Genomic DNA, 25299 nt, shown 5'->3' with positions numbered 1-25299 from the left:
AAATACTGCGAAAAGCTGAGGCCAGCCGCGGTGGAATAAAAGTGACGCAGGGGATCAGAGCAACACCACGTCATATTGTTCCTGGGAATACATGGTTTCCACCTGGAAGCGTATGGTGCGGCCGATGAAGCCTTCAAGTTCGGCAACGTTACCGGATTCTTCGTCGAGCAAACGGTCGACCACTTTCTGGTTCGCCAGCACCCGGTAACCCTCGGCCTGATAGGCCCGCGCTTCACGGAGAATCTCGCGGAAGATCTCGTAACAGATGGTTTCCGCAGTTTTCAGTTTGCCGCGCCCCTGGCAACTGCTGCACGGTTCGCACAGCACTTGTTCGAGACTTTCGCGTGTGCGCTTGCGGGTCATCTGCACCAGGCCCAACTCGGTGATGCCGATGATGTTTGTCTTGGCGTGATCGCGCTCCAGCTGTTTTTCCAGAGTGCGCAGCACCTGGCGCTGGTGCTCTTCATCTTCCATGTCGATGAAGTCGATGATGATGATCCCGCCCAGGTTGCGCAGGCGCATTTGCCGGGCAATTGCGGTAGCCGCTTCGAGATTGGTCTTGAAGATGGTTTCTTCGAGGTTGCGATGGCCGACGAAAGCCCCGGTATTCACATCGATGGTGGTCATGGCTTCCGCCGGATCCACCACCAGATAGCCACCGGATTTCAGCGGCACCTTGCGTTCGAGGGCTTTCTGGATTTCGTCTTCGACGCCGTACAGGTCGAAAATCGGCCGCTCGCCCGGGTAGTGTTCCAGACGATCAGCGATTTCCGGCATCAGTTCGGCGACGAACTGCGTGGTTTTCTGGAACGTTTCCCGGGAATCGATGCGAATCTTCTCGATCTTCGGGTTGACCAGATCACGCAGCGTGCGCAGCGCCAGACCAAGGTCTTCGTAGATCACGCTCGGCGCGGAAATGGTCTTGATCTGTTCGTTGATCTGGTCCCACAAGCGACGCAGATAACGGATGTCCATGAGGATTTCATCGGCGCCAGCGCCTTCGGCGGCAGTGCGCAGAATGAAACCGCCCGCCTCCTTGATCCCTTCCTTGGCCACGCAATCGCTGACCACCTGCTTGAGGCGCTCGCGTTCGGCTTCGTCTTCGATTTTCAAAGAGATGCCGACGTGGGCGGTGCGCGGCATGTACACCAGATAGCGCGACGGAATCGACAGCTGCGTGGTCAACCGCGCGCCTTTGGAACCGATCGGATCCTTGGTGACTTGCACCACCAGGCTTTGGCCTTCGTGCACCAGCGCACTGATGCTTTCCACCGCCGGGCCTTCGCGCAGGGAGATTTCGGCGGCGTGAATGAATGCCGCGCGATCCAGGCCGATGTCGACGAAGGCCGCCTGCATACCCGGCAGCACGCGGACAATCTTGCCCTTATAGATGTTGCCGACGATCCCGCGCTTTTGCGTGCGCTCAACATGGACTTCTTGCAGCACACCGTTTTCGACCACCGCCACGCGCGACTCCATCGGCGTGATGTTGATCAGAATCTCTTCACTCATGGCAGGATCTCGTTCAGGCATGTTCACGATAATGGCCGCATCTGGATTCGTACGACGCTTATTGCGCGTTCAGGTTTTGCCAACAGGGTATGCCGAAATGGCCCAACAGTTCTGCGGTTTCGCAAACTGGCAGCCCGACCACCGCCGAATAACTGCCATTGAGCCCCGCGACAAACACCGCGCCGAGCCCCTGAATGCCATAACCGCCGGCCTTGTCCCGCGGCTCGCCACTGGCCCAATAGGCAGCAGCTTCTTCACTGCTGATCGGGCGGAAGCGCACCTGGCTACGCACCACCCGCGACTCGCAGCGCTCGCCTTCCAGCACAGCGATGGCGGTCAGCACTTCATGCTCCTTGCCGGATAACATCATCAGCATGGCGCATGCATCGGCTTCGTCCACCGGTTTGCCAAGAATTTTGCCGTCCAGCACCACGGCGGTGTCGGCACCCAGCACGCAGAATGGCTGAGCAGACACGACGGTACGGCGCCCGGCCGCGGCCTTGCCGCGTGCCAGACGCTCGACATAGGCCGACGGCGATTCTTCGGGTAATGGGGTTTCGTCGATATCCGCACTGATGGCGGAAAACGGAACGCCGATCTGCGTGAGCAATTCACGGCGACGCGGCGATCCGGAGGCGAGGTAAAGCGGCTTCATCAAAACATCTCCCTGTTCAGTGCCCTGCTTCACCGGCTCAATTGATTCTGTAGCGTCGGCGTAGTCCGCGTAGGGCAAAGCTGACCCAAGGCCAGAGCAAGGCACTGACCAGCGCCGGCAACACCAGTGCCAGCGTTGGCTGACGGTTGCCGGTCAAGGCGCTGAGCCACAATTGCACCAGTTGCGCGAGACCGAAGATCACTAGAATCACCAGGCATTGCTGCCACATCGGGAACATTCGCAGGCGTTGTTGCAACGACAGCACCAGAAAGGTGATCAAAGTCAGGATCAGCGCGTTCTGCCCGAACAAGTCGCCTTGCAGCACGTCTTCGGCCAGGCCCAGACAGAACGCCGTGACCATGCCGACCGTGTGCGGCATATACAACGCCCAGAATGTCAGGAGCAAGGCCAGCCATAACGGGCGCAGGATCTCCATGAAAATCGGCAACGGTGACACGCTGAGCAGCAGGCCAACGAGAAACGTCAGCCAGACAATCCAGCCGTTTCGCGATGCGGTAGCCCCGACCATTATTCTTGTCTCCCGGTTGTCGCCGGTGCGCTGACAGGCGGTTTGGCCGCAGGTCGTGCAGCGGGCTGGGCAGCTGGAGGTTTGCTTGCCGCCGGAGTCGCTGCCGGGGGTCTGGCAGCCGCTGGCGGTTTGCTTGCAGCGGGCTGGGTGGGAGCCGCATTGGCCGCAGGTGCTGCAGGCGTGGCGTTGGCTGGCGCCGCAGCAGGTGAGGTCACGGTCTTCGGTACAGTGGCCGGAATAATCGGGCCCCCGCCAAAGGCATCAAGATTCTCCTGGGCTTGCGCGGCATCGTTGGCGCGCTCTTCGGCGGTGCGACTGTCACTGAACACCAGCAACAGGTAGCGACTGCGATTGAGTGCGGCAGTCGGCACGGCGCGGACGATCGCGAACGGCTGGCCGGAATCGTGGATGACTTCCTTCACCGTGGCGACCGGATAACCGGCCGGGAAGCGCTGGCCGAGGCCGGAACTGACCAGCAGATCGCCTTCCTTGATATCGGCCGTGTCGGCGACGTGGCGCAATTCCAGGCGCTCCGGGTTGCCGGTGCCGCTGGCGATCGCCCGCAGACCGTTACGGTTAACCTGAACTGGAATGCTGTGGGTGGTATCGGTCAACAGCAATACACGGGAAGTGTAAGGCATCAACTCGACTACCTGGCCCATCAGACCGCGCGCATCGAGCACCGGCTGACCCAGCACCACGCCATCGCGCTCACCTTTATTGATGATGATGCGATGGGTGAAGGGATTGGGGTCCATGCCGATCAGCTCGGCCACTTCGACCTTTTCATTGACCAGCGCAGAGGAATTGAGCAACTCGCGCAGCCGAACGTTCTGCTCGGTAAGGGCGGCAAGCTTTTGCATGCGACCCTGATACAGCAGGTTTTCGGTCTTGAGTTTTTCGTTTTCGGCGACCAGTTCGGTGCGACTGCCAAACTGACTGGCAATCCCTTCCCACAGGCGTCCCGGCAGATCGGTAATCCAGTAGGCGTCCATCAACACCAGCGACGCTTGTTTGCGCGCGGGCTTGAGCAAGTCGAAGCGGGCATCGACCACCATCAGCGCGACCGACAGCACGGCCAGCACCAACAGGCGCACACCCAACGAAGGGCCTTTGGCGAAAAGCGGTTTAATAAGCCGCTCCTCCCAGGCAAATGTTCTGTTTATTCATACGGCATCAAACCGGCCTGGATGAAGACTGACAGAAGATAAACGCCAACAGGCAGCACTGCAAAGTGCTGCCTGCGCGTTCACCCACGTATTGCACCCGGCGACTTATTCGCTCGAGAGCAGGTCCATGGTGTGCTTATCCATCATTTCCAATGCACGGCCACCGCCGCGAGCAACACAGGTCAGCGGATCTTCGGCAACGATCACTGGCAGACCGGTTTCCTGGGCCAGCAACTTGTCGAGGTCACGCAGCAGCGCGCCACCACCGGTCAGCACCAGGCCACGCTCGGCGATGTCGGAAGCCAGTTCCGGCGGCGATTGCTCCAACGCACTTTTCACGGCCTGAACGATGGTCGCCAGAGACTCTTGCAGAGCTTCCAGCACTTCGTTGGAGTTCAGGGTGAATGCGCGTGGAACGCCTTCGGCCAGGTTGCGACCGCGAACGTCGACTTCGCGAACTTCGCCGCCCGGGTAGGCCGTGCCGATTTCCTGCTTGATGCGTTCAGCGGTGGACTCACCGATCAGGCTGCCGTAGTTACGACGCACGTAGGTGATGATCGCTTCGTCGAAACGGTCGCCGCCAACACGCACGGATTCGGCATAGACCACACCGTTCAGGGAGATCAGCGCGATTTCGGTAGTACCACCACCGATATCCACGACCATCGAACCGCGCGCTTCTTCGACCGGCAGACCTGCACCGATCGCAGCAGCCATTGGCTCTTCGATCAGGAACACTTCACGAGCACCGGCACCGAGGGCCGATTCACGGATGGCACGACGCTCAACCTGGGTGGACTTGCATGGAACGCAGATCAGCACACGAGGGCTAGGCTGCAGAAAGCTGTTTTCGTGAACCTTGTTAATAAAGTATTGCAGCATCTTTTCGCAGACGCTGAAGTCGGCGATCACGCCGTCTTTCATCGGACGAATGGCAGCAATGTTGCCCGGCGTACGGCCGAGCATGCGCTTGGCCTCGGTGCCGACAGCAACGACACTTTTCTGGTTACCGTGTGTCCGAATGGCCACAACCGATGGCTCATTCAGGACGATACCGCGCTCGCGCACGTAAATAAGGGTGTTGGCAGTGCCCAGGTCAATGGAAAGATCGCTGGAAAACATGCCACGCAGTTTCTTGAACATGGGAAAGGGACCCTAGGCAACGCGTGGGTAAAAAAGTGCGGCAAACTCTAACAACGACAGGGATTTTGGGCAAGGCGCCAATATGTTAAATTGGCCGCTTTTCTGTGCACCAAGCCCCACAATCGCGGCCTTATGACCGTAGAAGTGCGGTAGTGTTCCGACAATCTAACACACGGACGCCGTCCGTTCTGTTTTCCACTGGAGAATCCCGATGGCGCTAGAACGCTCCGACGTGGAAAAAATCGCTCATCTGGCCTGCCTTGGCCTCAATGATGCCGATCTTCCACACATTACTTCCGCCCTCAACAGCATTCTCGGTCTGGTCGACGAAATGCAGGCTGTTAACACCGACGGAATCGAGCCTCTGGCCCACCCGCTGGAAGCCAGTCAGCGCCTGCGCGCCGACGTTGTGACCGAGACCAATCACCGCGAGGCCTACCAGTCCATCGCACCAGCGGTCGAAAACGGCCTGTATCTGGTTCCGAAAGTCATCGACTAAAGGGAATGAGCCTGCAATGCATCAAATGACTCTGGCCGAGATCGCCCGCGGTCTCGCCGATAAAAAGTTTTCCTCCGAAGAGCTGACCAAAGTCCTGCTGGCGCGTATTACCCAGCTCGATCCACAGCTCAACAGTTTCATCAGCCTCACCGAAGAGCTGGCCCTTGAGCAGGCGAAAGCCGCCGACGCCCGCCGCGCCAACGGTGAGAGCGGCGCCCTGCTCGGTGCGCCGATCGCTCACAAAGACCTGTTCTGCACCCAGGGCATACGCACCAGCTGCGGCTCGAAGATGCTCGACAACTTCAAGGCCCCATACGACGCCACCGTGGTCGCGAAACTGGCCGCTGCCGGCGCCGTGACCCTGGGCAAGACCAACATGGACGAATTCGCCATGGGTTCGGCCAACGAGTCGAGCTGGTACGGCGCGGTGAAAAACCCGTGGAACCTGGAACACGTACCGGGCGGTTCCTCCGGTGGTTCGGCGGCGGCAGTTGCCGCTCGTCTGTTGCCTGCGGCGACGGCCACCGACACCGGCGGTTCGATCCGTCAGCCGGCGGCGTTCACCAACCTCACCGGCCTGAAACCGACCTACGGTCGCGTTTCGCGTTGGGGCATGATCGCTTACGCCTCGAGCCTCGATCAGGGCGGCCCGTTGGCGCGCACGGCCGAAGACTGCGCAATTTTGTTGCAAGGTATGGCTGGCTTCGATCAGAACGATTCGACCAGCATCGATGAGCCAGTGCCGGATTACTCCGCAAGCCTGGGCGATTCGCTGCAAGGCCTGCGCATTGGCGTGCCGAAGGAATACTTCAGCGCCGGTCTCGACCCGCGCATCGCCGAGCTGATCCAGAACAGCATCAAAGAGCTGCAGAAGCTCGGTGCGGTGATCAAGGAAATCAGCCTGCCAAACATGCAGCACGCGATTCCGGCGTACTACGTGATCGCCCCGGCAGAAGCTTCGTCGAACCTGTCGCGTTTCGACGGCGTGCGCTTCGGCCATCGCTGCGAGCAACCGAAAGACCTAATCGACCTGTACAAGCGCTCCCGTGGCGAAGGCTTCGGCCCGGAAGTGCAGCGCCGGATCATGGTCGGTGCCTACGCGCTGTCCGCCGGTTACTACGATGCCTATTACCTGAAAGCACAGAAGATCCGTCGTCTGGTGAAAAACGACTTCATGGCGGCTTTTAATGAAGTCGACATCATCCTCGGCCCAACCACGCCGAACCCGGCCTGGAAGCTTGGCGCCAAGAACAGCGACCCGGTCGCTGCCTATCTGGAAGACGTCTACACCATCACCGCCAACCTCGCGGGCCTGCCGGGCCTGTCGATGCCGGCCGGTTTTGTCGACGGTCTGCCGGTTGGCGTGCAGCTGCTCGCGCCGTATTTCCAGGAAGGTCGCCTGTTGAACGTTGCCCACCAGTATCAGTTACACACTGACTGGCACACCCGCACCCCGCAGGGGTTTTGAAACTGCTGCGCTCGGTAATGCTGCGTTGAAAACTGGCTCGTAATGCTCATTGACTAAAGTCAACTCCGCTTACTCGCCAGTTTTCGCCTTGCCTTACCTTCGCTCGCGACGTTTCAAAATCCCCAGCAAAAGGCTAGGAGACACACATGCAATGGGAAGTCGTGATCGGGCTGGAGATTCACACTCAGCTCACTACCCGGTCGAAAATCTTTTCCGGTAGTTCCACCACATTCGGTTCCGAGCCGAACACCCAGGCCAGCCTGATCGATCTGGGCATGCCTGGCGTGTTGCCGGTGCTGAACCAGGAAGCGGTGCGCATGGCGGTGATGTTCGGTCTGGCGATTGACGCCGAGATCGGTCAGCACAACGTGTTCGCGCGTAAAAACTATTTCTACCCGGATCTGCCGAAGGGCTATCAGATCAGCCAGATGGAATTGCCGATCGTTGGCAAAGGCCATCTGGACATCGCGCTGGAAGACGGCACTGTCAAACGTGTCGGCATTACTCGCGCGCACCTGGAAGAAGACGCCGGCAAGAGCCTGCACGAAGAATTCAACGGAGCCACCGGCATCGACCTGAACCGTGCCGGCACGCCGTTGCTGGAAATCGTTTCCGAGCCGGACATGCGCAGCGCCAAGGAAGCCGTGGCTTACGTCAAGGCGATCCACGCGCTGGTGCGTTATCTGGGCATCTGCGACGGCAACATGGCCGAAGGTTCGCTGCGTTGCGACTGCAACGTGTCGATCCGTCCGAAAGGCCAGGTTGAGTTCGGTACGCGCTGCGAGATCAAGAACGTCAACTCGTTCCGCTTCATCGAGAAGGCGATCAACTCCGAGATCCAGCGTCAGATCGAGCTGATCGAAGACGGCGGCAAAGTGATTCAGCAGACTCGTCTGTACGATCCGAACAAGGACGAAACCCGTCCGATGCGTTCGAAAGAAGAAGCCAACGACTACCGTTACTTCCCCGATCCGGATCTGCTGCCAGTGGTTATCGAGGAGTCGTTCCTCGGCGAGGTGCGCGCCACCCTGCCGGAACTGCCACCGCAGAAACGCGAGCGCTTCCAGAGCCAGTTCGGTCTGTCGGCGTATGACGCCAACGTGTTGGCCACCAGCCGTGAGCAAGCGGACTACTTCGAGAAAGTTGCAGCCATCGGCGGCGACGCCAAACTGGCGGCGAACTGGGTAATGGTCGAGTTGGGCAGCCTGCTCAACAAGCAAGGCCTGGACATCGACGAGTCGCCGGTGTCGGCGGAACTGTTGGGCGGCATGCTGCAGCGCATCAAGGACAACACCATCTCCGGCAAGATCGCCAAAGTGGTGTTTGAAGCGATGGCCAACGGCGAAGGCAGCGCGGACGAGATCATCGAAAAACGCGGCCTGAAGCAAGTGACCGACAGCGGCGCGATCTCGGCAGTCCTCGACGAAATGCTCGCGGCCAATGCCGAGCAGGTTGAACAATACCGTGCGGCGGATGAAGCCAAACGCGGCAAGATGTTCGGTTTCTTTGTCGGTCAGGCGATGAAAGCGTCGAAAGGCAAAGCCAACCCGCAGCAAGTGAACGAACTGCTGAAAAGCAAGCTCGAAGGCTGACCGCAATTGAGCCAGATCCAAAGCCTGGCTCTATTCCCTGTGGGAGCGAGCTTGCTCGCGAAGGCGTCATGACATTCAACATGAATGCTGAATGTGACGGCCTCTTCGCGAGCAAGCTCGCTCCCACATTGTTATCTGGGAGCTTTCGAATGAAACGTCTGCTCGGCGCCTGCGCCCTGCTTTTTTTACTGGCCGGTTGCGCCAGCACCGACACCATCGACCCGCACGGTTACGACCAGACCGGTGTCGCTTCCTATTACGGTGCAAAGCACCACGGTAAACGCACCGCCAGTGGCGAACCGTTCAACCAGAATTCCCTGACCGCCGCCCACCGCCAATTACCTTTTGGCACGCGAGTGAAGGTCACCAACCTGAAAAACGATGAATCCGTCGTGGTCCGCATCAACGACCGCGGCCCGCATACCCGTGGACGCCTGATCGACGTGTCCCGCGAGGCCGCCGAACAGCTCGGCATGCTGCGCAGCGGCACCGCGCGGGTTCGCGTGCAGGCCCTCGACTGATGGAGCGCTGACCATTTTCGGATTAGCCGACTTACCCCTGATCAGCGTGATCGAACTGCTCGCCGGCCTGTGCCTGCTGATCTTCGGCGCCGAATTGATGGTGCGCGCGGCGGTGCGTCTGGCCGCGCGCCTGCATGTACGGCCGCTGATCATCGGCCTGACCATCGTCGCCCTCGGCAGCAGTGCGCCGCAAATGGCCGTCAGTCTGCAAGCGGCGCTGGCGCACAACCCGGACATTGCCGTTGGCAGCGTGGTCGGCAGCAGCATCTTCAATATCCTCGTCACCCTCGGCCTGTCGGCGCTGATCATTCCTCTGCGCGTTTCGCGGCAACTGGTGCGGCTCGATATTCCGCTGATGATCGGCGCCAGCCTGCTGGTGTTCGTATTGGCGTGGAATGAAGAGATCGGGCGCTTCGACGGCATCCTGCTGTTAGGTGCACTGGCCTTGTATCTCGGCTTGCTGTTTCGCCAGTCACGGCACTCGGCACGACCACACACGGAACACGCCGAAACCGCGCAAACCTCCTGGTTCGGCAGTGCGCTGATGATCGTGGTCGGCCTGACCATGCTGGTGTTCGCCGGCCATCTGCTGCTGAACGCTGCCGTTGTAGTAGCGACCGATCTTGGCTTTTCCGAGCGGGTCATCGGCCTGACCGTTGTCGCTGTCGGGACCTCTCTGCCGGAACTGGCCATGTCGCTGATCGCCGCATTGCGCGGTCAACGCGACATCGCCGTAGGCAACGTGATCGGCGCCAACCTGTTCAACCTGCTCGGGGTGCTCGGCCTGACTGCATTGATCGCGCCGACGCCGCTGTCGGTATCGCCGAACGCGCTGGATTTCGACCTGCCGGTGATGCTCGGCGTCGCCGCACTGTGCCTGCCAGTGTTCTATTCCGGCTACCGCGTGACGCGCGCCGAAGGTTTGCTGTTGCTCGGTTTGTATCTGGCCTATGGGCTGCACGTGGTGTCGTTCACCACCGGCATGCCGCTGGCGGGCAAGCTCGAACGGCTGATGCTGTTTTATGTCCTGCCGACGCTGTTGACGTTTCTGCTGTTCACGTCGATCCGCGCCTGGCGCCGCCAACACCACAAGAGTGAAAAACCATGACCGAATCGAAGAAGTCCGGGGTTGAAGTCCGTCGCCAGGTAATGGGCGATGCGTTTGTTGATCGCGCCTTGGGCAACGCCACCGAGTTCACCCAGCCATTGCAGGACTTCGTCAATGAACATGCCTGGGGTGGCGTGTGGAACCGCGAAGGTCTGCCGCTGAAAACCCGCAGTTTGATCACCCTCGCTGCGCTGACGGCACTGAAGTGCCCGCAGGAGTTGAAAGGCCACGTGCGCGGTGCGCTGAACAATGGCTGCACGGTGGACGAGATTCGTGAGGCGCTGCTGCATTGCGCAGTGTATGCCGGCGTGCCGGCAGCGATCGATGCGTTTCGGGCGGCGCAGGAAGTGATTGATACCTACCAGAAACCTGAGTGATTGAACTGACGCCTTCGCGAGCAAGCTCGCTCCCACATTGGAATGCATTTCAAATGTGGGAGCGAGCTTGCTCGCGAAGAGGCCCGGGAGAGCAACCCAAGATCCAGGCTAGATCCACCCACCCCACTGCAAAACGAAAATCCCGACATTGGTGGTAATCGCCGCCATCAACGTGGTCATCACGATAATCGCCGCCGCCAGTTCATGATTGCCCTGCGCCGCCCGAGCCATGACAAAACTCGCCGCTGCCGTCGGGCTGCCGAAGTACAGAAACAGAATCCCCAGCTCCGCGCCACGAAAGCCCCACAACCAAGCCCCCAACGTCGCCAGCACCGGCAAACCGATCATCTTCACCAGGCTGGAGCTGAGCGCCATATTGCCGCTCTTGCGCAGCGCCGCCAGTGACAGCGTGCCGCCAATGCAGATCAGCGCCAGCGGCAACGTGGTCTGCGCCAGATACTGACCGGAAGTCTCCAGCCAGCCCGGCAGACCGATCTTGAAATAGGCAAACGGCGCCGCCGCAATCACGCTGATGATCAGCGGATTGCTGAACACGCTTTTGCAGATGCTCCACGGATCGGACTTGATCACCGGGCTGTACACCGCCAGCACGATGGTCGACAGCGTGTTGTAGAACAGGATCACCAGCGCCGCGAGAATCGCCCCGAGGGAAATCCCGTAATCGCCGTACATGCTCGCCGCCAGCGCCAGACCGATGACGCCGTTGTTGCCGCGAAACGCACCCTGGGTGTAGATGCCGCGATCTTCACGCGGGCATTTGAAAATCGCCCAGCCCCAAGCCACGGCGAAACTCACCAGGGTGGCCAAGGAGAAGTAGATCAGCAGGGACGGTTGCAACGCGGCGTGGAGGTCGGCGTGCAGAATGCCGAGGAACAGCAGCGCCGGCATGGTGACGTTGAACACCAGCGACGAGGCCGTGTGGATGAAGTTGTCGTTGATCCAGTCGATGCGCTTGAGCAGCACACCGAGAAACAGCATGGCAAATACCGGCGCGGTGATGTTCAGGGTTTCGAGGAAAATTGCCAGCATGCCGGGGAGCCTTGGGTGAGCGTCGTTAGTGGCCAATGATAAAGCAAAAGCCCCTCACCCTAGCCCTCTCCCGGAGGGAGAGGGGACCGATCGGGGGATATTGCATAAATCCATCGACCTGAAATGACTTCGTTGAATCCATAATCAACTCGGTATTTCAAGTCGATGTATAGCGCCAAACAACTCGATCAGCCCCTCACCCTAACCCTCTCCCCGAAGGAGAGGGGACCAATCGGGGGATATTGCATAAATCCATCGACCTGAAATGACATCGCTGAATCCATAATCAACTCGGTATTTCAGGTCGATGTATAGCGCAAGACAACTCGGTCGGCCCCCTCTCCCCCAGGGAGAGGGCTGGGGTGAGGGTAGCTCTTGACCCACCCCCAAACCATCAAGTAATCGGCGCCGGATTGAACAAAGTAATGTCGTTATGCAGTTTGTGCTTCTCCGCCCACGTCTGCTGTTTGCCGCTCGCGACATCCAGGTAATAGTGAAACAGCTCCCAACCCAATTCCTCGATGGTCGCGCGCCCGGTTGCGATCCGCCCGGCATCGATGTCGATCAGATCGGGCCAACGCTGCGCCAGCTCCGTACGCGTCGAGACCTTCACCACCGGCGCCATCGCCAAGCCATAGGGTGTGCCGCGCCCGGTGGTGAACACATGCAGGTTCATCCCCGCCGCCAGTTGCAACGTGCCGCAGACAAAATCGCTCGCCGGCGTCGCGCAGAAAATCAAACCCTTCTGCTTGAAACGCTCGCCCGGGCCGAGCACGCCATTGATCGCGCTGCTCCCGGATTTGACGATCGACCCCAGCGACTTCTCGACAATGTTCGACAGCCCGCCCTTCTTGTTGCCCGGCGTGGTGTTGGCGCTGCGATCCGCTTCACCCTTGGCCAGGTAACGGTCGTACCAGTCCATCTCGCGCACCAGTTCCTCGGCGACGGTTTTGCTTTCGGCGCGTGAAGTCAGCAGGTAAATCGCATCGCGCACTTCGGTGACTTCGGAAAACATCACCGTCGCCCCTGCACGCAACAGCAAGTCCGAGGCGTAACCCAGCGCCGGGTTGGCGGTGATCCCGGAGAACGCATCGCTGCCGCCACACTGCATGCCGAGGATCAGCTCGGATGCCGGCACGGTCTCGCGGCGACGCTGGTCGAGTTTCTTCAAACGGACCTCAGCCAGTTGCATGATCTGTTCGATCATCTCGGTGAAACCGTGACTGGAATCCTGCAGGCGATACAGCCATGGATCGCTGAGATCCACAGAAGCGTCGTCCTCGTGCATCACCTGTCCGGCCTGCAATTTCTCGCAGCCCAGACTGATCACCAATGCCTCACCACCGAGGTTCGGATTACGCGCCAGATTGCGCACGGTGCGAATCGGGATGTAGGCGTCGGTGGCGGTAATCGCCACGCCGCAGCCGTAACTGTGGGTCAGCGCCACCACGTCATCGACGTGCGGGTACTTCGGCAGCAGTTCTTCCTTGATGCGTTTCACCGCGTGATCGAGCACGCCGGTGACGCACTGCACGGTCGTAGTGATACCGAGAATATTGCGCGTGCCGACGGTGCCGTCGGCGTTGCGATAGCCCTCGAAGGTGAAACCTTCCAGCGGTGCCTGCGCGTCCGGCACCTCGGTGGACAGCGGCAAGCTGTCCAGCGGCGGCGCGGTCGGCATGCGCAGTTGATCTTCCTTGACCCAACTGCCACGGCGAATCGGCTGCAACGCGTAGCCGATCACCTGACCGTAGCGAATCACCTGGCCGCCCTCAGGAATATCTTCGAGGGTGACCTTGTGGCTCTGCGGCACAAATTCCAGCGTCACCAGGCCATCGGCAAACTCAGTGCCGGCCGGTGCGCCCTGGTCGTTGACCACGACCACCACATTGTCCCGCTCGTGCAGGCGGATGTGGCGCGGCGAGTCGGAATGTTCAATCAACTGCATGACGCCGCTCCTCAGGAATGCGCTTGGGACAATTTACCGCTGGCTTCAACACCGCCGTTGGTTGGCGGCTCTTTGAGTACCACGCGTTTGATCGGGCCAACGATGACCAGATAGCTGAACACCGCGACCAGTGCGTTGGCACCGACGAACACCAGCGCCCATTTGAACGAACCGGTGGAGCTGATGATGTAGCCAATCACGATCGGCGTGGTGATCGAAGCAATGTTGCCGAAAGTGTTGAACAGGCCACCGCTCAGACCGGCGATCTGTTTTGGCGAAGTGTCGGAAACCACCGCCCAACCCAGCGCGCCAACGCCTTTGCCGAAGAAGGCCAGGGCCATGAAGCCAACCACCATCCATTCCACTTCAACATAGTTGCAGGCAACGATGCTGCTGGAAACCAGCAGGCCGGCAATGATCGGCGCTTTGCGCGCGAAGGTCAGCGAGTGGCCCTTGCGCAACAGGTAGTCGGAAATCACCCCACCGAGCACGCCGCCGATAAAGCCGCAGATTGCCGGCAACGAGGCGATGAAACCGGCCTTGAGAATGGTCATGCCACGCTCTTGCACCAGATACACCGGGAACCAGGTCAGGAAGAAGTAAGTGATGCCGTTGATGCAGTACTGGCCCAGATACACGCCAAGCATCATCCGGTTGGTCAGCAACTGACGGATGTAATCCCACTTCGGACCGTCGGACTTTTTGCCCTTCTGATCCATGTCGACCATGCCGCCGTTTTCAGCGATATGTTTGAACTCAGCTTCGTTGATACGCGGGTGTTCACGCGGGCTGTAAATCACTTTCAGCCAGACCAGCGAGAAGATGATCCCGAGGATACCCATGACGATGAACACGTGCTCCCAACCGAAGGAGTACACGATCCAGCCCATCAGCGGTGCGAACAACACGGTGGCAAAGTATTGCGCCGAGTTGAAGATCGCCGAAGCGGTGCCGCGTTCAGCGGTCGGGAACCACGCCGCGACGATGCGCGCGTTGCCGGGGAACGAAGGCGCTTCAGCCAGACCGACGAGGAAGCGCAGCATGAACAGCGCAACAATCGCGGTGGACATGCCGAATTCACCGACAAAGCCTTGCAGCACGGTGAACAGCGACCAGGTGAAAATGCTCAGGGCATAGACTTTTTTCGAGCCGAAGCGATCGAGCAGCCAGCCACCGGGAATTTGCCCGGCCACGTAGGCCCAACCGAATGCGGAGAAGATGTAGCCGAGGGTGACTGCGTCGATGCCCAGATCTTTTTGCAGGCTGGAGCCGGCGATGGCGATCGTGGCACGGTCGGCGTAGTTGATCGTGGTCACCAGAAACAGCATGAGCAGGATCAAATAGCGGACGTGAGTCGGCTTGGACGATTGCATGTAGAGGTACTCCCACTGATTATTTTTATGCGCGGGTGAATCTTCTTTGGTATTCCCTGTAGGAGCTGCCGAAGGCTGCGATCTTTAAGATCGAGATCAAAAGATCGCAGCCTTCGGCAGCTCCTACAGGGGTATTGCGTGTATCAGGAACCGATGTAACTGGTCTTCACGACCGTGTAGAACTCTTGCGCATAGCGGCCTTGCTCACGTGATCCATAGGATGAACCTTTACGCCCACCGAACGGAACGTGGTAATCCACGCCAGCGGTCGGCAGGTTGACCATGACCATCCCGGCTTGCGAATGGCGTTTGAAGTGATTGGCGTACTTCAACGACGTCGTAGCGATACCTGCCGACAGACCGAACTCGGTGTCGTTGGCCATCGCCAGCGCCGCGTCGTAGTCAGCCACGCGAACGATGTTGGCCACCGGGCCGAAGATCTCTTCGCGGCTGATGCGCATCGACGCTTCGCTGTCGGCAAACAGCGTTGGCGCGAGGAAGTAGCCTTCGGTGTCGCAGGTCACCAGACCACCACCGCTGACCAGACGCGCACCTTCGGACTGGCCGATGTCGATGTACTTCATATCCTGTTCAAGCTGCGCTTGCGAAACTACCGGACCGATATCGGTGCCGGATTTCAGTGCGTGGCCGACCTTGATCGACTTCATACGCTCGGCCATGGCTTCGACGAACTTGTCGTGAATCCCAGCGGTTACGATCAAGCGGCTCGACGCAGTGCAACGCTGACCAGTGGAATAGAACGCGCTCTGCACCGACAGCTCGACCGCTTGCTTGAGGTCGGCGTCGTCGAGAATGATCTGCGGGTTCTTGCCGCCCATTTCCAGCTGGACTTTGGCCTGGCGGGATACGCAGTTGACGGCGATCTGCCGACCCACACCCACCGAACCGGTGAAGCTGATGCCATCGACTTTCGGGCTCTGCACCAGCGCATCGCCAACCACGCGACCGCTGCCCATCACCAGGTTGAACACGCCGGCCGGGAAGCCTGCGCGAGAGATGATTTCCGCCAGCGCCCAGGCGCAACCCGGCACCAGATCGGCCGGTTTCAATACCACGCAGTTGCCGTAGGCCAAGGCTGGCGCGATTTTCCACGCTGGAATGGCGATCGGGAAGTTCCACGGGGTGATCAGACCGACCACACCCAGTGCTTCGCGAGTCACTTCAACGTTGACGCCCGGGCGCACCGACGGCACGTAGTCGCCAGACAGGCGCAGGCATTCACCGGCGAAGAACTTGAAGATGTTGCCGGCGCGGGTCACTTCGCCGATGGCTTCGGGCAGGGTCTTGCCCTCTTCCCGCGCCAGCAGGGTGCCGAGTTCTTCGCGACGGGCGAGAATTTCCGTACCGACTTTATCCAGCGAATCGTGACGGGCCTGAATGCCCGAAGTCGAATACGCCGGAAATGCCGCGCGGGCAGCGTCGATGGCGGCGTGAACCTGAGTCAGATCAGCCTTGGCGTAGTCGCCGATGGTGTCGCTCAGTTCCGACGGGTTGATGTTGGCCGAGTAGTCGGCACCGGCAACCCATTCGCCGTTGATGTAGTTGTCGTAGCGTTTTGCATTTGTCACAGGGGCAGCCCTCAAAACTAAAAGCCTTTACGCAAAAAGCCGCTGATTACTCAGCGGCCGCGTTTTTGTCGGGTGTTACTGCGCACCTTGCTTGTCGATCAGCGCAGCGAGCATTTCGTACTCTTCGCCAGTCAGATCGGTCAGCGGCGCCCGCACCGGGCCTGCGTCATAGCCGGCGATTTTCGCGCCTGCCTTGACGATGCTCACGGCATAACCGGCCTTGCGGTTGCGGATGTCGAGGTACGGCAGGAAGAAGTCGTCGATGATCTTGCCGACGGTGGCGTGATCTTCACGGGCGATCGCGTGGTAGAAGTCCATCGCGGTTTTCGGGATGAAGTTGAACACCGCCGAGGAGTAAACCGGCACGCCCAAGGCCTTGTAGGCAGCAGCGTAGACTTCGGCGGTCGGCAGACCACCCAGGTAGCTGAAACGATCACCGAGGCGGCGACGGATCGACACCATCAACTCGATATCACCCAGACCGTCCTTGTAACCGATCAGGTTTGGGCAGCGCTCGGCCAGACGTTCCAGCAGCGACGCGGTCAAGCGGCAAACGTTGCGGTTGTAAACGACTACGCCGATGTTGACCGATTTACACACGGCTTCAACGTGGGCGGCAACGCCGTCCTGGCTCGCTTCGGTCAGGTAGTGCGGCAGCAGCAACAGACCTTTGGCGCCCAGACGCTCGGCTTCCTGAGCGTATTCGATGGCCTGACGGGTCGAACCGCCGACGCCGGCCAGAATCGGCACGCTGGTGGCGCAGGTGTCGACGGCAGTCTTGATGATTTCCGAGTATTCGCTGGCGGCCAGGGAGAAGAACTCACCGGTGCCGCCGGCGGCGAACAATGCTGAAGCGCCATACGGGGCCAGCCATTCCAGACGTTTGATGTAGCCGGCGCGGTTGAAATCGCCCTGCGCGTTGAAATCGGTCACCGGGAAAGACAGCAGGCCGGCAGAGAGGATGGACTTCAGTTCTTGTGGATTCATTATTCGAACACCCTGGTAGCAACGTTTTTTGTGATTGGTCCGTTCAGCCTTCGCTGAAGTTGTAGGTCATCGTACAACTTAAATAATAACCGTCAACAGCATTTCATCGTTGTGGGTGTTTTTTTGTCGGACAAAATTGTTTAAGGCTTGCCAGGACTCCTCGCAAAAGCCCGTATTTAAAGGGTTACAGCGCGGAAATGTCTGGTCAAGATTCGTTTACTGAGCGTTGGAGAAACGCCGGGTAAGGTGCGACGACTGCCACGAAGGATCGTGGCGGACCTTCGAAGGAAACCGAAATGTTCGTGAATTATGCTGCCCCGACCCTCGCGCAAATCGCCTCTTCTGCCTCTGACACCCTCACCCTTCAGCTGTCCGAGCTACCCGATGTATTGATCATGCAGGTCCCGGATTCCAGCGATTTTCCAGCGAACTGGAGCGTTTACCCGATTCTCGGTGATGACCCGGAAGAGCCGGAATGGGCAGGCGAAGAAGTGGACACTGGCACCTGGGACGATGCCGAGGACGAGATGGAAAAACTGACGGGGATCGAGTTGCAGATCCCCAAAGAGGTGCTGCGTCCGTACCTGAACAGGGAGGTCGAATTGCGCTACAAGTTTTGTGATGAGTCGAGTATGGAGCCGTTTTCGGAGGTGTTGAGGTTGCGGATCGAGGACTGAACTGGTCGTGCGGGAGCGGTGACCGTTCGTCGGAACTGGTATTTCTTACAGGTGCCAGGCAATCGCGATCCAAACATTAATCAGCTTGAGCTGCCATCGGCTCGTTTCGACAATTAAAAGGATTTTGAACATGACAGATAAACGTTTCGCTATCCAAATGCTGCCTGCACCTGTGCTTAAGGAAGCAATCGATGACGTCCTCTACATACATAACTTGATTGACCCTGCTCATGGGGTAGTGCCTGCCCTCCAAGAAGCGGCCGCAGGGGACAAAATCACACTGAAAGTGTATGACTCAGACGGTGCTGAGGAGTGGTCAGGCTCCGTCGAACTGACCTCAATCTCCGCTGGAAAACCCGTTGAGCTTGCAATCCCGAAAGCGCCATTTGAAAAAATGCTGAACGCCGGCAAGAGCGCGCGCTTGCAGTACTCCAACGACAGAGCAGGCAACGTCCGGCAATCATTACCATTGGAAATCACGCTTAAAGACTGACCCAACCTCACCCCTGCGCCTGTGCCTCTTCATGGGCCTGGCGCAGTCTTTCACGGCTGTTGGTCAGGTGCAGACGCATCGCCGCACGCGCTGCATCGGAATCCTGACGGGCAATCGCGTCGTAGATTTCTTCGTGTTCACGGCTCAGGCGGCTCATGTAGTGCTGCTGATCATCATGGGCCAGTCGCGCTGAGTTCAGCCGCGTGCGCGGAATGATGCTGGTGCCCAGGTGGGTCATGATGTCAGTGAAATAACGGTTGCCGGTGGACAGGGCGATTTCCAGATGAAACGCAAAGTCCGAAGCGACCGCATCACTGGCGTGGGCAGCGCTTTCGTTGAGTGCATCGAGGGCGGCACGCATGGTCGCCAGTTGCTCGGCGCTGCGACGTTGCGCGGCAAGGCCGGCAGACTCGACTTCGAGACTGATGCGCAATTCGAGAATCGCCAACACGTCACGCAGGGTGACGACGGTGGCCGGGTCGATGCGGAAGCCACTCGGGCTCGGCGTGTCGAGCACGAAGGTGCCGATGCCGTGGCGGGTTTCCACTTGCCCTGCAGCCTGCAAACGCGAAATCGCTTCGCGCACGACCGTGCGGCTGACGCCATGGGCTTCCATGATCGCCGACTCGGTGGGCAGTTTGTCACCGCGCTTGAGCAGGCCATCGCGGATCTGCTCGCTCAGCACCGTCACCAGTTCCTGGGCCAGGCTGCGGCGCTTGCGCGGGAGACGCGGGGTTTCGATCAGGTTTTCCATGGTGTGCATCTTGTCTCGAAAATTCGGCTTGGAGGCATGATAGCTCAAGCGGGTTGTACGATCACTGCCAACACGACGTTCCTGTAGGAGCTGCCGAAGGCTGCGATCTTTTTATTTTGATCTTTAAAATCAAAAGATCGCAGCCTTCGGCAGCTCCTACAAGGGATCCGTGGCGTCAGGCGGTTACGGTCTGTTCAACCAAATGACCGCTGTCGATCCGTACATGCCGTGGATGGAAGCGTTTCAAACTGCTGCGATGGCCGACGCTGACAATGCTCAGACCCGGCAACTGATCGATCAGTGCCTGATACAGCGTCGCTTCGTCTTCCTCGTCCATCGCCGAAGTGGCTTCGTCCATGTACAGCCATTGCGGCGCGTAAAGCATTGCGCGGGCGAAAGCCAAGCGTTGCTGTTCGCCCGGCGAGAGCATGCGTTGCCAATGATTAGCCTCGTCCAGCCGCGCGACCAGATGCGGTAGGCGGCAGGTTTCCAGCACTTGTGCATAACGTTCCGGCGCGTAAGTGTCACCCGGTTGTGGATAACTCAGCGCTTCGCGCAGGGTGCCGATCGGCAGATACGGTTTCTGCGGCAGGAACAGGTAACGCGCCGCCGGCAGACGAATGTTGCCGTGCCCCGCCGGCCACAAATGCCCCATCGCCCGCAACAGCGTCGACTTGCCGCTGCCCGAACGCCCGCTGAGCATCACTCGCTCACCCGCTTCGACGGTCATGTCGGCGCTGGTCAGCAAATGACGACCGTCGGCCAGATCCAGACCGAGGTTGTGTACCTTCAATTCGCTGCCCTGATTCTGCACATCGATGGCCGGGATGCGCTCTTCGTTATCGCTCATGGCCTGGCGGAAACTCAGTAGACGATCACACGTCGCGCGCCACGCGGCCAGATCCGAATACGCGCTGATGAACCAACTGAAGTTCTCCTGTACGTTGCCGAACGCCGAGTTGATCTGCATCAGTTCGCCCAGTTCGATCTTGCCCGCCAGATAACGCGGCGCAGCCACGATGAAAGGGAAAATAATGGCGATCTGGCCGTAGCCGGAAGTGAAGAACGTCAGGCGTTTGGACACACGCATGATGTCCCAGAAGTTGTGCCAGACCAGCCCGAAACGGCTGCTCAAACGACGATTTTCATTCGGCTCGCCGTTGTACAAGGCAATGCTTTCGGCGTTCTCGCGTACGCGCACCATGGAAAAGCGCAGGTCCGCTTCGAAACGTTGTTGTTGGTTGTTCAGGCCGATCAAGCGTCGACCGATCAGGTGCGTCAGCCAACTGCCGACAGCTGCATAAATCAGCGCACACCAGAACATGTAGCCGGGAATCTCGATGCCGAACACTTCAATGCTGCCCGACACGCCCCACAAAATGATCGAGAACGACACCAGACTGACCACAGTGCGGATCAGCCCGAGGCCCAGACTCAAGGTGTTGGCGGTAAAGGTATTGAGGTCTTCGGAAATCCGCTGGTCCGGGTTATCGGTGTAACCGCCCTGCTCCAGTTGATAGTAGTTCTTGTGGCCGAGCCAGCGCTTGAAGTGGTTTTCGGTCAGCCACGCCCGCCAGCGAATCGTCAGCATCTGCGTCAGATAGAGGCGATACACCGCCCCAAGGATCGCCACCGTGGCAATCCCGCAGAAATACAGGATCAATTGCCAGAACGCCGCGTCGTCCTTCTTCTGCAGCGCATTGTAGAAATCCTTGTACCAACTGTTGATCCACACCGAAATCGCCACGCTGAACAGCGACAGCGCGATCACGGCAATCAGCAATGTCCAGGCCTTGCCCTTCTCTTCGCTGCGCCAGTAAGGCGTGGTCATCGCCCACACCTTGCGAAAAAACTGTCCGCGCACAGCATCGTTGACCGCGGAATATTCAGCGTTCTGATTCATGGATAAGGCTCGATATAGAAAAGAACAGACACGCACCGATCATAGATGATCGGTGCGTTTTATCGCGAGGGCTGGCGATAGTCGTTCAGCGCAGGTTCAGCGACGAACCGGGCGCTTCTGCAGTTTGCGCTGCAGGGTACGGCGGTGCATGCCCAGGGCGCGGGCAGTGGCGGAGATATTGCCTTCGTGCTCGGTGAGCACGCGCTGGATGTGTTCCCACTGCAAGCGGTCAACCGACATCGGGTTTTCCGGCACCAGACTGTCGAGGTCGGCGTGCTCGGACAGCAACGCGGCCAGCACGTCGTCGGCATCGGCCGGTTTGCACAGGTAATTGCAGGCGCCGCGCTTGATCGCTTCGACCGCGGTGGCAATGCTCGAATAGCCCGTGAGAATCACCACGCGCATTTCCGGGTCCAGCTCCAGCAGCTTGGGCAGCAGCACCAGACCGGAATCGCCGTCCATTTTCAGATCGAGCGCGGCGTAATCAGGCAGATCGGCCTGGGCGATGGTCAGGCCTTCTTCGGCGGAACCTGCTGTGCTGACGCGGAAGCCACGGCGAGCCATGGCACGGGCCATCACTCGGGTGAACGTTGCGTCGTCATCGACCAGCAGCAAATGCGGCAGTTCTTCGCCTTCGACTTGGATTTCGTCACTCATGTTGGTCTCCTCGGGCGCCGTGGGGCAGGCGCAGCTCGGTGAGCGTGCCGCCTTCCTCATGACTATAGAGTTTCACTGAGCCGCCGGCGCGTGTCACGCTGGCCTTGCTCAAAAACAGGCCCAGGCCGAAACCTTTGCCCTTGGTGGTAAAAAACGGTTTGCCGATCTGTTCAGCGATGGCCAACGGCACACCAGCGCCGTGGTCACGAATGCTGATGGTCAGGTTCTCGACATCCCAGTCCAGGGTCACTTTGAGGTTTTCCGGGCAGGCATCGGCGGCGTTGTTGAGCAGATTCAACAGCGCCTGAGTCAGATCCGGCGGCGGCGCCATGCGCGGCACCGTACCCTGGCCGAGACGGTGGAAGCGATAACTGGCTTCCGGACGCATCAGGTGCCAGCGATTCAGCGCTTCGTCGAGCCAGTCGGTGACGTCCTGCATCTCGACGGCAAGACGTCGGTTGGCTTCGGCAGCGCGAACCAGTTGCTGCAAGGTCTCCTTGCAGAGTTTGACCTGATCTTGCAGCACCTTCAGATCATCCTGCAGCATCGGGTCAGGATGGTCCTGCTGCATTTCCTTGAGCAACACGCTCATGGTCGCCAGCGGTGTGCCGAGTTCATGGGCGGCACCAGCAGCTTGAGTGGCGACGGCCAGTAATTGCTGATCGCGCAGGCCTTCTTCACGACGGATCGCGCGCAATTCTTCCTGACGGCGCAGCTCTTCAGCCATGCGCGCAGCGAAGAAGGTGATCACCGCCGCTGCCAGTGCGAAGCTCAACCACATGCCGTAGATCTGCAGGTTCTCGCGGGCGACCGGCAGGGTTTCCAGCGGATAGAAGCGCGTCAGCATCACCGTGTACAACGCCAGCGCGATGCCGGACAAGATCACCGAATAGCGCCACGGCAACGTCACCGCAGCGATGGTCAGCGGCACCAGATAGTAGGAAACAAACGGATTGGTCGAACCGCCGGAGAAATACAGCAGCGCACTGTGGATCACCAGATCGCAGGCCAGTTGCAGCGCATATTCGAGTTCGGTCACTGGCCACGAGGTACGCAAACGCACCGCGGTAAACACGCATAGCAGCGTCGAGCAGCCAAGGGTCATCGCCAGTTGCACCCACGGCAACGGCAACAATTGCAGCCAGTAGGCCAGGCCAACGGAGCCGGCCTGCGCGGCGAGCACCAGCGTGCGGATGAAAGTCAGCCGCCAGAGGTTCTGGCGAGTGGCGGAAGTCAGTTGTACGGGGGCGAGCATGAGCTCTCCTGATGAGCGCTCCAGGCGGATCGCACGGAGTATAACCAACGCGCGGCCTTGAGAGGCGAAAGTGCGGCAAACGACCACATGGCGAAAACATCTTCGGCGGCTATAAGGGCCTCTTCGCGAGCAAGCTCGCTCCCACAGGGAGAATGCATTTCAAAGGTGGCAGTGAGCCTACTCGCGAAGGGCTGAGCAGCAGCCCCGGCGATGTGTATAGAAGTTGTAACTGGGCGAACCGGATCATAAAAGCTAGAGTCTGATGGTTTCACGCAGGCCCCCGAACCATCACCTGCGCCCTCATCAAGGAGCTTTCATGCACACATTTCGCCGCAGCGCCGCCCTTCTCGCCCTGACCGTCGGCAGCATCGCCAGCCTTCCGGCCCTGGCCGCCGATGAGCTGCACTACAACCAGATTTCCCTGCGCGCCGAAGTCAGCACGGAAGTCGCCCGCGACCTGATGATCGTCACCCTTTACACCGAAGAGCAAAACACCGACCCGGCGAAACTCGCCGCCGACGTCAGCACCACCATGAACAAGGCCCTGGCTCAGGCCAAGCAAGTCAAAGACATCACCCTGCGCCAAGGCAGCCGCAACAGCTACCCGATCTACGACACCAAAGGCCAGAAGATCACCGGCTGGCGTGAACGCGCCGAACTGCGCCTGGAAAGCTCTGACTTCGCCGCCCTGTCCAAACTCACTGGCGAACTGCTCGGCGACCTGAAAATGGGCGGCATGGACTTCGCCATCGCCGACCCGACCCGCAAATCCAGTGAAGACGCCCTGCTCAAAGAAGCCGTAATCGCCTTCAAGGCCCGCGCCCAACTGGCCACCGATGCACTGGGCGGCAAAGGCTACAAAATCGTCAACCTGAACCTCAACAGCAATGGTTATCCACAGCCGTACCTGCGCGCACCGATGATGATGAAAGCGGCGGCCATGGATTCGGCGCCGGTGACGCCGGAAGTTGAAGCGGGCACCAGCCAGGTGAGCATGACGGCTGATGGCTCGATTGAAGTGTTGATGCAGTGATTTGATCTGGGCTGAATGAAAAACCGCCGATCGGTGAATGATCGGCGGTTTTTTTGTGCCTGGGATTTGCTGTGGATGAACCACCGTCTTCGCGAGCAGGCTCGCTCCCACAGTTTGAAATGCATTCCACCTGTGGGAGCGAGCTTGCTCGCGAAGAACGATAACGCGGTTTCAGGTCTGCGGATCAACCCGATCCAGCGCCCGATTCACCGCCAGCTCGGCCAGCATGATGATCTGCTGAATCGCCAGCGCCGTATTCCGCTCGGGCCGGCCCAACTGATCGGCAAAGTTACCGGTTAACGTGTTCGCCGACGCCAGTGACTCACAGGCATGCGCCAGCAGGCTTTCGGTGTCGATGTTCGGCTGGATCAGGAACATCGTGCTGGGCTGCCGGGGCTTGACCGGGTCAGGGCTGAGGTAGAAATCCAGGGCGCGCTTGATGGCTTCGCGGGTTTTGATCTGGTCGTCGGCGCGGATGGCGTCTTCGAGTGGGGTATCGAGGGGTGGGTCAGGTATCAATTTATCCATGGAAAATTTCCTTATGAACTGACGCCATTCATTTCCGATCTCACTCGAGAAATGAGGTGGCAACTATGTACGGAGTGAGATTACCGGTAAGGAAACCAACCCGGCCGGACAAAAGTCCGCCCGTACATAGCCGCCATAAAAAACTGCTGACAGCATGAGCTGGCGGCGATTATGGAGGGGCTTGTGCAGGTTTCCAAATTCAATAACCGGGAATCTCACCTCCCGATCGCTGAGTCTTCAGCGACAACCAGAGCCTAGAGAGCGCACGTCCGACGGACAACCTGAAAACCTTGTGGGAAGGTTCTGGTTATCTGGCACAGATTTAAACAGCCAAAAGCCAACCCTCACCCTAGCCCTCTCCCAGAGGGAGAGGGGACTGACCGAGGTGATTGCGAGAGATACGCCGACGTGCAATACCGAGTTGGACTCAGATTCTGAAGTAGATCAAAAGCCCCTCACCCTAGCCCTCTCCCAAAGGG

At 59.4% G+C, this 25299-nt stretch carries 23 protein-coding genes and 1 pseudogene; 9 read left to right on the top strand and 15 right to left on the bottom strand.

Annotated features, from left to right (window positions below):
* Positions 1-54: 54 nt before the first annotated feature.
* The 5 genes from rng to mreB all read right to left on the bottom strand — a co-directional run bounded on the left by rng (position 55) and on the right by mreB (position 5008).
* On the bottom strand, positions 55-1512 hold the full coding sequence (gene rng / locus F8N44_RS09075; protein ID WP_034154470.1) for a ribonuclease G: 1458 nt from the start codon (positions 1510-1512) through the stop codon (positions 55-57).
* Positions 1513-1570: 58 nt separating this feature from the next.
* Positions 1571-2167 (bottom strand): Maf family protein, encoded by a 597-nt coding sequence (locus F8N44_RS09070; RefSeq protein ID WP_150650079.1) that lies wholly within the window; start codon positions 2165-2167, stop codon positions 1571-1573.
* Between the two features lie 37 nt (positions 2168-2204).
* Positions 2205-2696, bottom strand: coding sequence for a rod shape-determining protein MreD (gene mreD / locus F8N44_RS09065; RefSeq protein ID WP_122595161.1), 492 nt, complete (start codon positions 2694-2696; stop codon positions 2205-2207).
* A complete protein-coding gene (gene mreC, locus F8N44_RS09060; protein ID WP_150650078.1) occupies positions 2696-3829 on the bottom strand; it encodes a rod shape-determining protein MreC in 1134 nt (377 codons plus the stop codon). The genes mreD and mreC overlap by 1 nt, the downstream gene beginning before the upstream one ends.
* Positions 3830-3970: 141 nt before the next feature.
* On the bottom strand, positions 3971-5008 hold the full coding sequence (gene mreB / locus F8N44_RS09055; protein ID WP_002555108.1) for a rod shape-determining protein MreB: 1038 nt from the start codon (positions 5006-5008) through the stop codon (positions 3971-3973).
* A gap of 211 nt (positions 5009-5219) precedes the next feature.
* Here mreB and gatC point away from each other — a divergent pair, with 211 nt between their 5' ends.
* The 6 genes from gatC to F8N44_RS09020 all read left to right on the top strand — a co-directional run bounded on the left by gatC (position 5220) and on the right by F8N44_RS09020 (position 10573).
* Complete coding sequence (gatC, locus tag F8N44_RS09050; RefSeq protein WP_007901429.1) at positions 5220-5507, top strand: Asp-tRNA(Asn)/Glu-tRNA(Gln) amidotransferase subunit GatC; 288 nt, start codon at positions 5220-5222, stop codon at positions 5505-5507.
* Positions 5508-5523: 16 nt separating this feature from the next.
* On the top strand, positions 5524-6975 hold the full coding sequence (gene gatA, locus F8N44_RS09045; RefSeq protein ID WP_150650077.1) for an Asp-tRNA(Asn)/Glu-tRNA(Gln) amidotransferase subunit GatA: 1452 nt from the start codon (positions 5524-5526) through the stop codon (positions 6973-6975).
* 146 nt (positions 6976-7121) lie between these two features.
* Positions 7122-8567 (top strand): Asp-tRNA(Asn)/Glu-tRNA(Gln) amidotransferase subunit GatB, encoded by a 1446-nt coding sequence (gene gatB, locus F8N44_RS09040; RefSeq protein WP_007915352.1) that lies wholly within the window; start codon positions 7122-7124, stop codon positions 8565-8567.
* A 149-nt stretch (positions 8568-8716) separates the two neighbouring features.
* Entirely contained in the window at positions 8717-9088 is a 372-nt protein-coding gene (locus F8N44_RS09030) for a septal ring lytic transglycosylase RlpA family protein (RefSeq protein WP_150650076.1), read from the top strand.
* A gap of 46 nt (positions 9089-9134) precedes the next feature.
* The gene (locus tag F8N44_RS09025; protein ID WP_150650075.1) at positions 9135-10196 is read left to right on the top strand and encodes a calcium/sodium antiporter; all 1062 of its coding nucleotides are present in this window, start codon (positions 9135-9137) and stop codon (positions 10194-10196) included.
* Positions 10193-10573 (top strand): carboxymuconolactone decarboxylase family protein, encoded by a 381-nt coding sequence (locus F8N44_RS09020; protein WP_016984177.1) that lies wholly within the window; start codon positions 10193-10195, stop codon positions 10571-10573. Before F8N44_RS09025 ends, F8N44_RS09020 begins: the two co-directional genes overlap by 4 nt.
* Before the next feature lie 108 nt (positions 10574-10681).
* Here the strand turns inward: F8N44_RS09020 and F8N44_RS09015 are convergent, their stop codons facing one another.
* From F8N44_RS09015 to kdgD, 5 genes and pseudogenes are all read right to left on the bottom strand, one after another.
* Positions 10682-11623: an AEC family transporter gene (locus tag F8N44_RS09015; protein WP_134174578.1), complete on the bottom strand. Its 942-nt coding sequence runs from the start codon at positions 11621-11623 to the stop codon at positions 10682-10684.
* A 394-nt stretch (positions 11624-12017) separates the two neighbouring features.
* On the bottom strand, positions 12018-13571 hold the full coding sequence (garD, locus tag F8N44_RS09010) for a galactarate dehydratase (RefSeq protein WP_150650074.1): 1554 nt from the start codon (positions 13569-13571) through the stop codon (positions 12018-12020).
* Positions 13572-13582: 11 nt separating this feature from the next.
* Positions 13583-14974: pseudogene (locus F8N44_RS09005) on the bottom strand (MFS transporter); the annotation flags it as partial.
* Positions 14975-15087: 113 nt separating this feature from the next.
* Entirely contained in the window at positions 15088-16533 is a 1446-nt protein-coding gene (locus tag F8N44_RS09000) for an aldehyde dehydrogenase family protein (protein ID WP_034154458.1), read from the bottom strand.
* 75 nt (positions 16534-16608) lie between these two features.
* Positions 16609-17520 carry a 5-dehydro-4-deoxyglucarate dehydratase gene (gene kdgD, locus F8N44_RS08995; RefSeq protein WP_150650073.1) on the bottom strand — a complete coding sequence of 304 codons (912 nt, stop codon included), beginning with the start codon at positions 17518-17520 and terminating at the stop codon, positions 16609-16611.
* 296 nt (positions 17521-17816) lie between these two features.
* Here kdgD and F8N44_RS08990 point away from each other — a divergent pair, with 296 nt between their 5' ends.
* Both F8N44_RS08990 and F8N44_RS08985 read left to right on the top strand, forming a co-directional pair.
* Positions 17817-18197, top strand: coding sequence for a hypothetical protein (locus tag F8N44_RS08990; protein WP_150650072.1), 381 nt, complete (start codon positions 17817-17819; stop codon positions 18195-18197).
* A gap of 130 nt (positions 18198-18327) precedes the next feature.
* A complete protein-coding gene (locus tag F8N44_RS08985) occupies positions 18328-18690 on the top strand; it encodes a hypothetical protein (RefSeq protein WP_150650071.1) in 363 nt (120 codons plus the stop codon).
* Between the two features lie 7 nt (positions 18691-18697).
* Here the strand turns inward: F8N44_RS08985 and F8N44_RS08980 are convergent, their stop codons facing one another.
* The 4 genes from F8N44_RS08980 to F8N44_RS08965 all read right to left on the bottom strand — a co-directional run bounded on the left by F8N44_RS08980 (position 18698) and on the right by F8N44_RS08965 (position 23259).
* Positions 18698-19444: a FadR/GntR family transcriptional regulator gene (locus F8N44_RS08980; RefSeq protein WP_016984324.1), complete on the bottom strand. Its 747-nt coding sequence runs from the start codon at positions 19442-19444 to the stop codon at positions 18698-18700.
* Positions 19445-19619: 175 nt separating this feature from the next.
* Positions 19620-21347, bottom strand: a complete 1728-nt coding sequence (locus tag F8N44_RS08975) for an ABC transporter ATP-binding protein/permease (protein WP_150650070.1) — start codon at positions 21345-21347, stop codon at positions 19620-19622.
* Positions 21348-21443: 96 nt separating this feature from the next.
* Complete coding sequence (locus tag F8N44_RS08970; protein ID WP_003221630.1) at positions 21444-22004, bottom strand: response regulator transcription factor; 561 nt, start codon at positions 22002-22004, stop codon at positions 21444-21446.
* Positions 21997-23259: an ATP-binding protein gene (locus tag F8N44_RS08965; protein WP_007915316.1), complete on the bottom strand. Its 1263-nt coding sequence runs from the start codon at positions 23257-23259 to the stop codon at positions 21997-21999. The genes F8N44_RS08970 and F8N44_RS08965 overlap by 8 nt, the downstream gene beginning before the upstream one ends.
* A gap of 316 nt (positions 23260-23575) precedes the next feature.
* On the opposite strand from F8N44_RS08965, the gene F8N44_RS08960 reads away from it, so the two are divergent.
* Positions 23576-24292, top strand: coding sequence for an SIMPL domain-containing protein (locus tag F8N44_RS08960; RefSeq protein ID WP_150650069.1), 717 nt, complete (start codon positions 23576-23578; stop codon positions 24290-24292).
* Between the two features lie 171 nt (positions 24293-24463).
* Here F8N44_RS08960 and F8N44_RS08955 read toward each other — a convergent pair whose 3' ends face one another.
* Positions 24464-24820: a DUF6124 family protein gene (locus tag F8N44_RS08955; RefSeq protein WP_150650068.1), complete on the bottom strand. Its 357-nt coding sequence runs from the start codon at positions 24818-24820 to the stop codon at positions 24464-24466.
* Positions 24821-25299 lie beyond the last annotated feature (479 nt).

The organism is Pseudomonas fluorescens (assembly GCF_902497745.1).
Taxonomy (GTDB): Bacteria; Pseudomonadota; Gammaproteobacteria; order Pseudomonadales; family Pseudomonadaceae; genus Aquipseudomonas; species Aquipseudomonas fluorescens_BM.
Note: the sequence above shows the minus strand (reverse complement) of the source record. Positions and strands in the feature narration are given on the sequence as shown.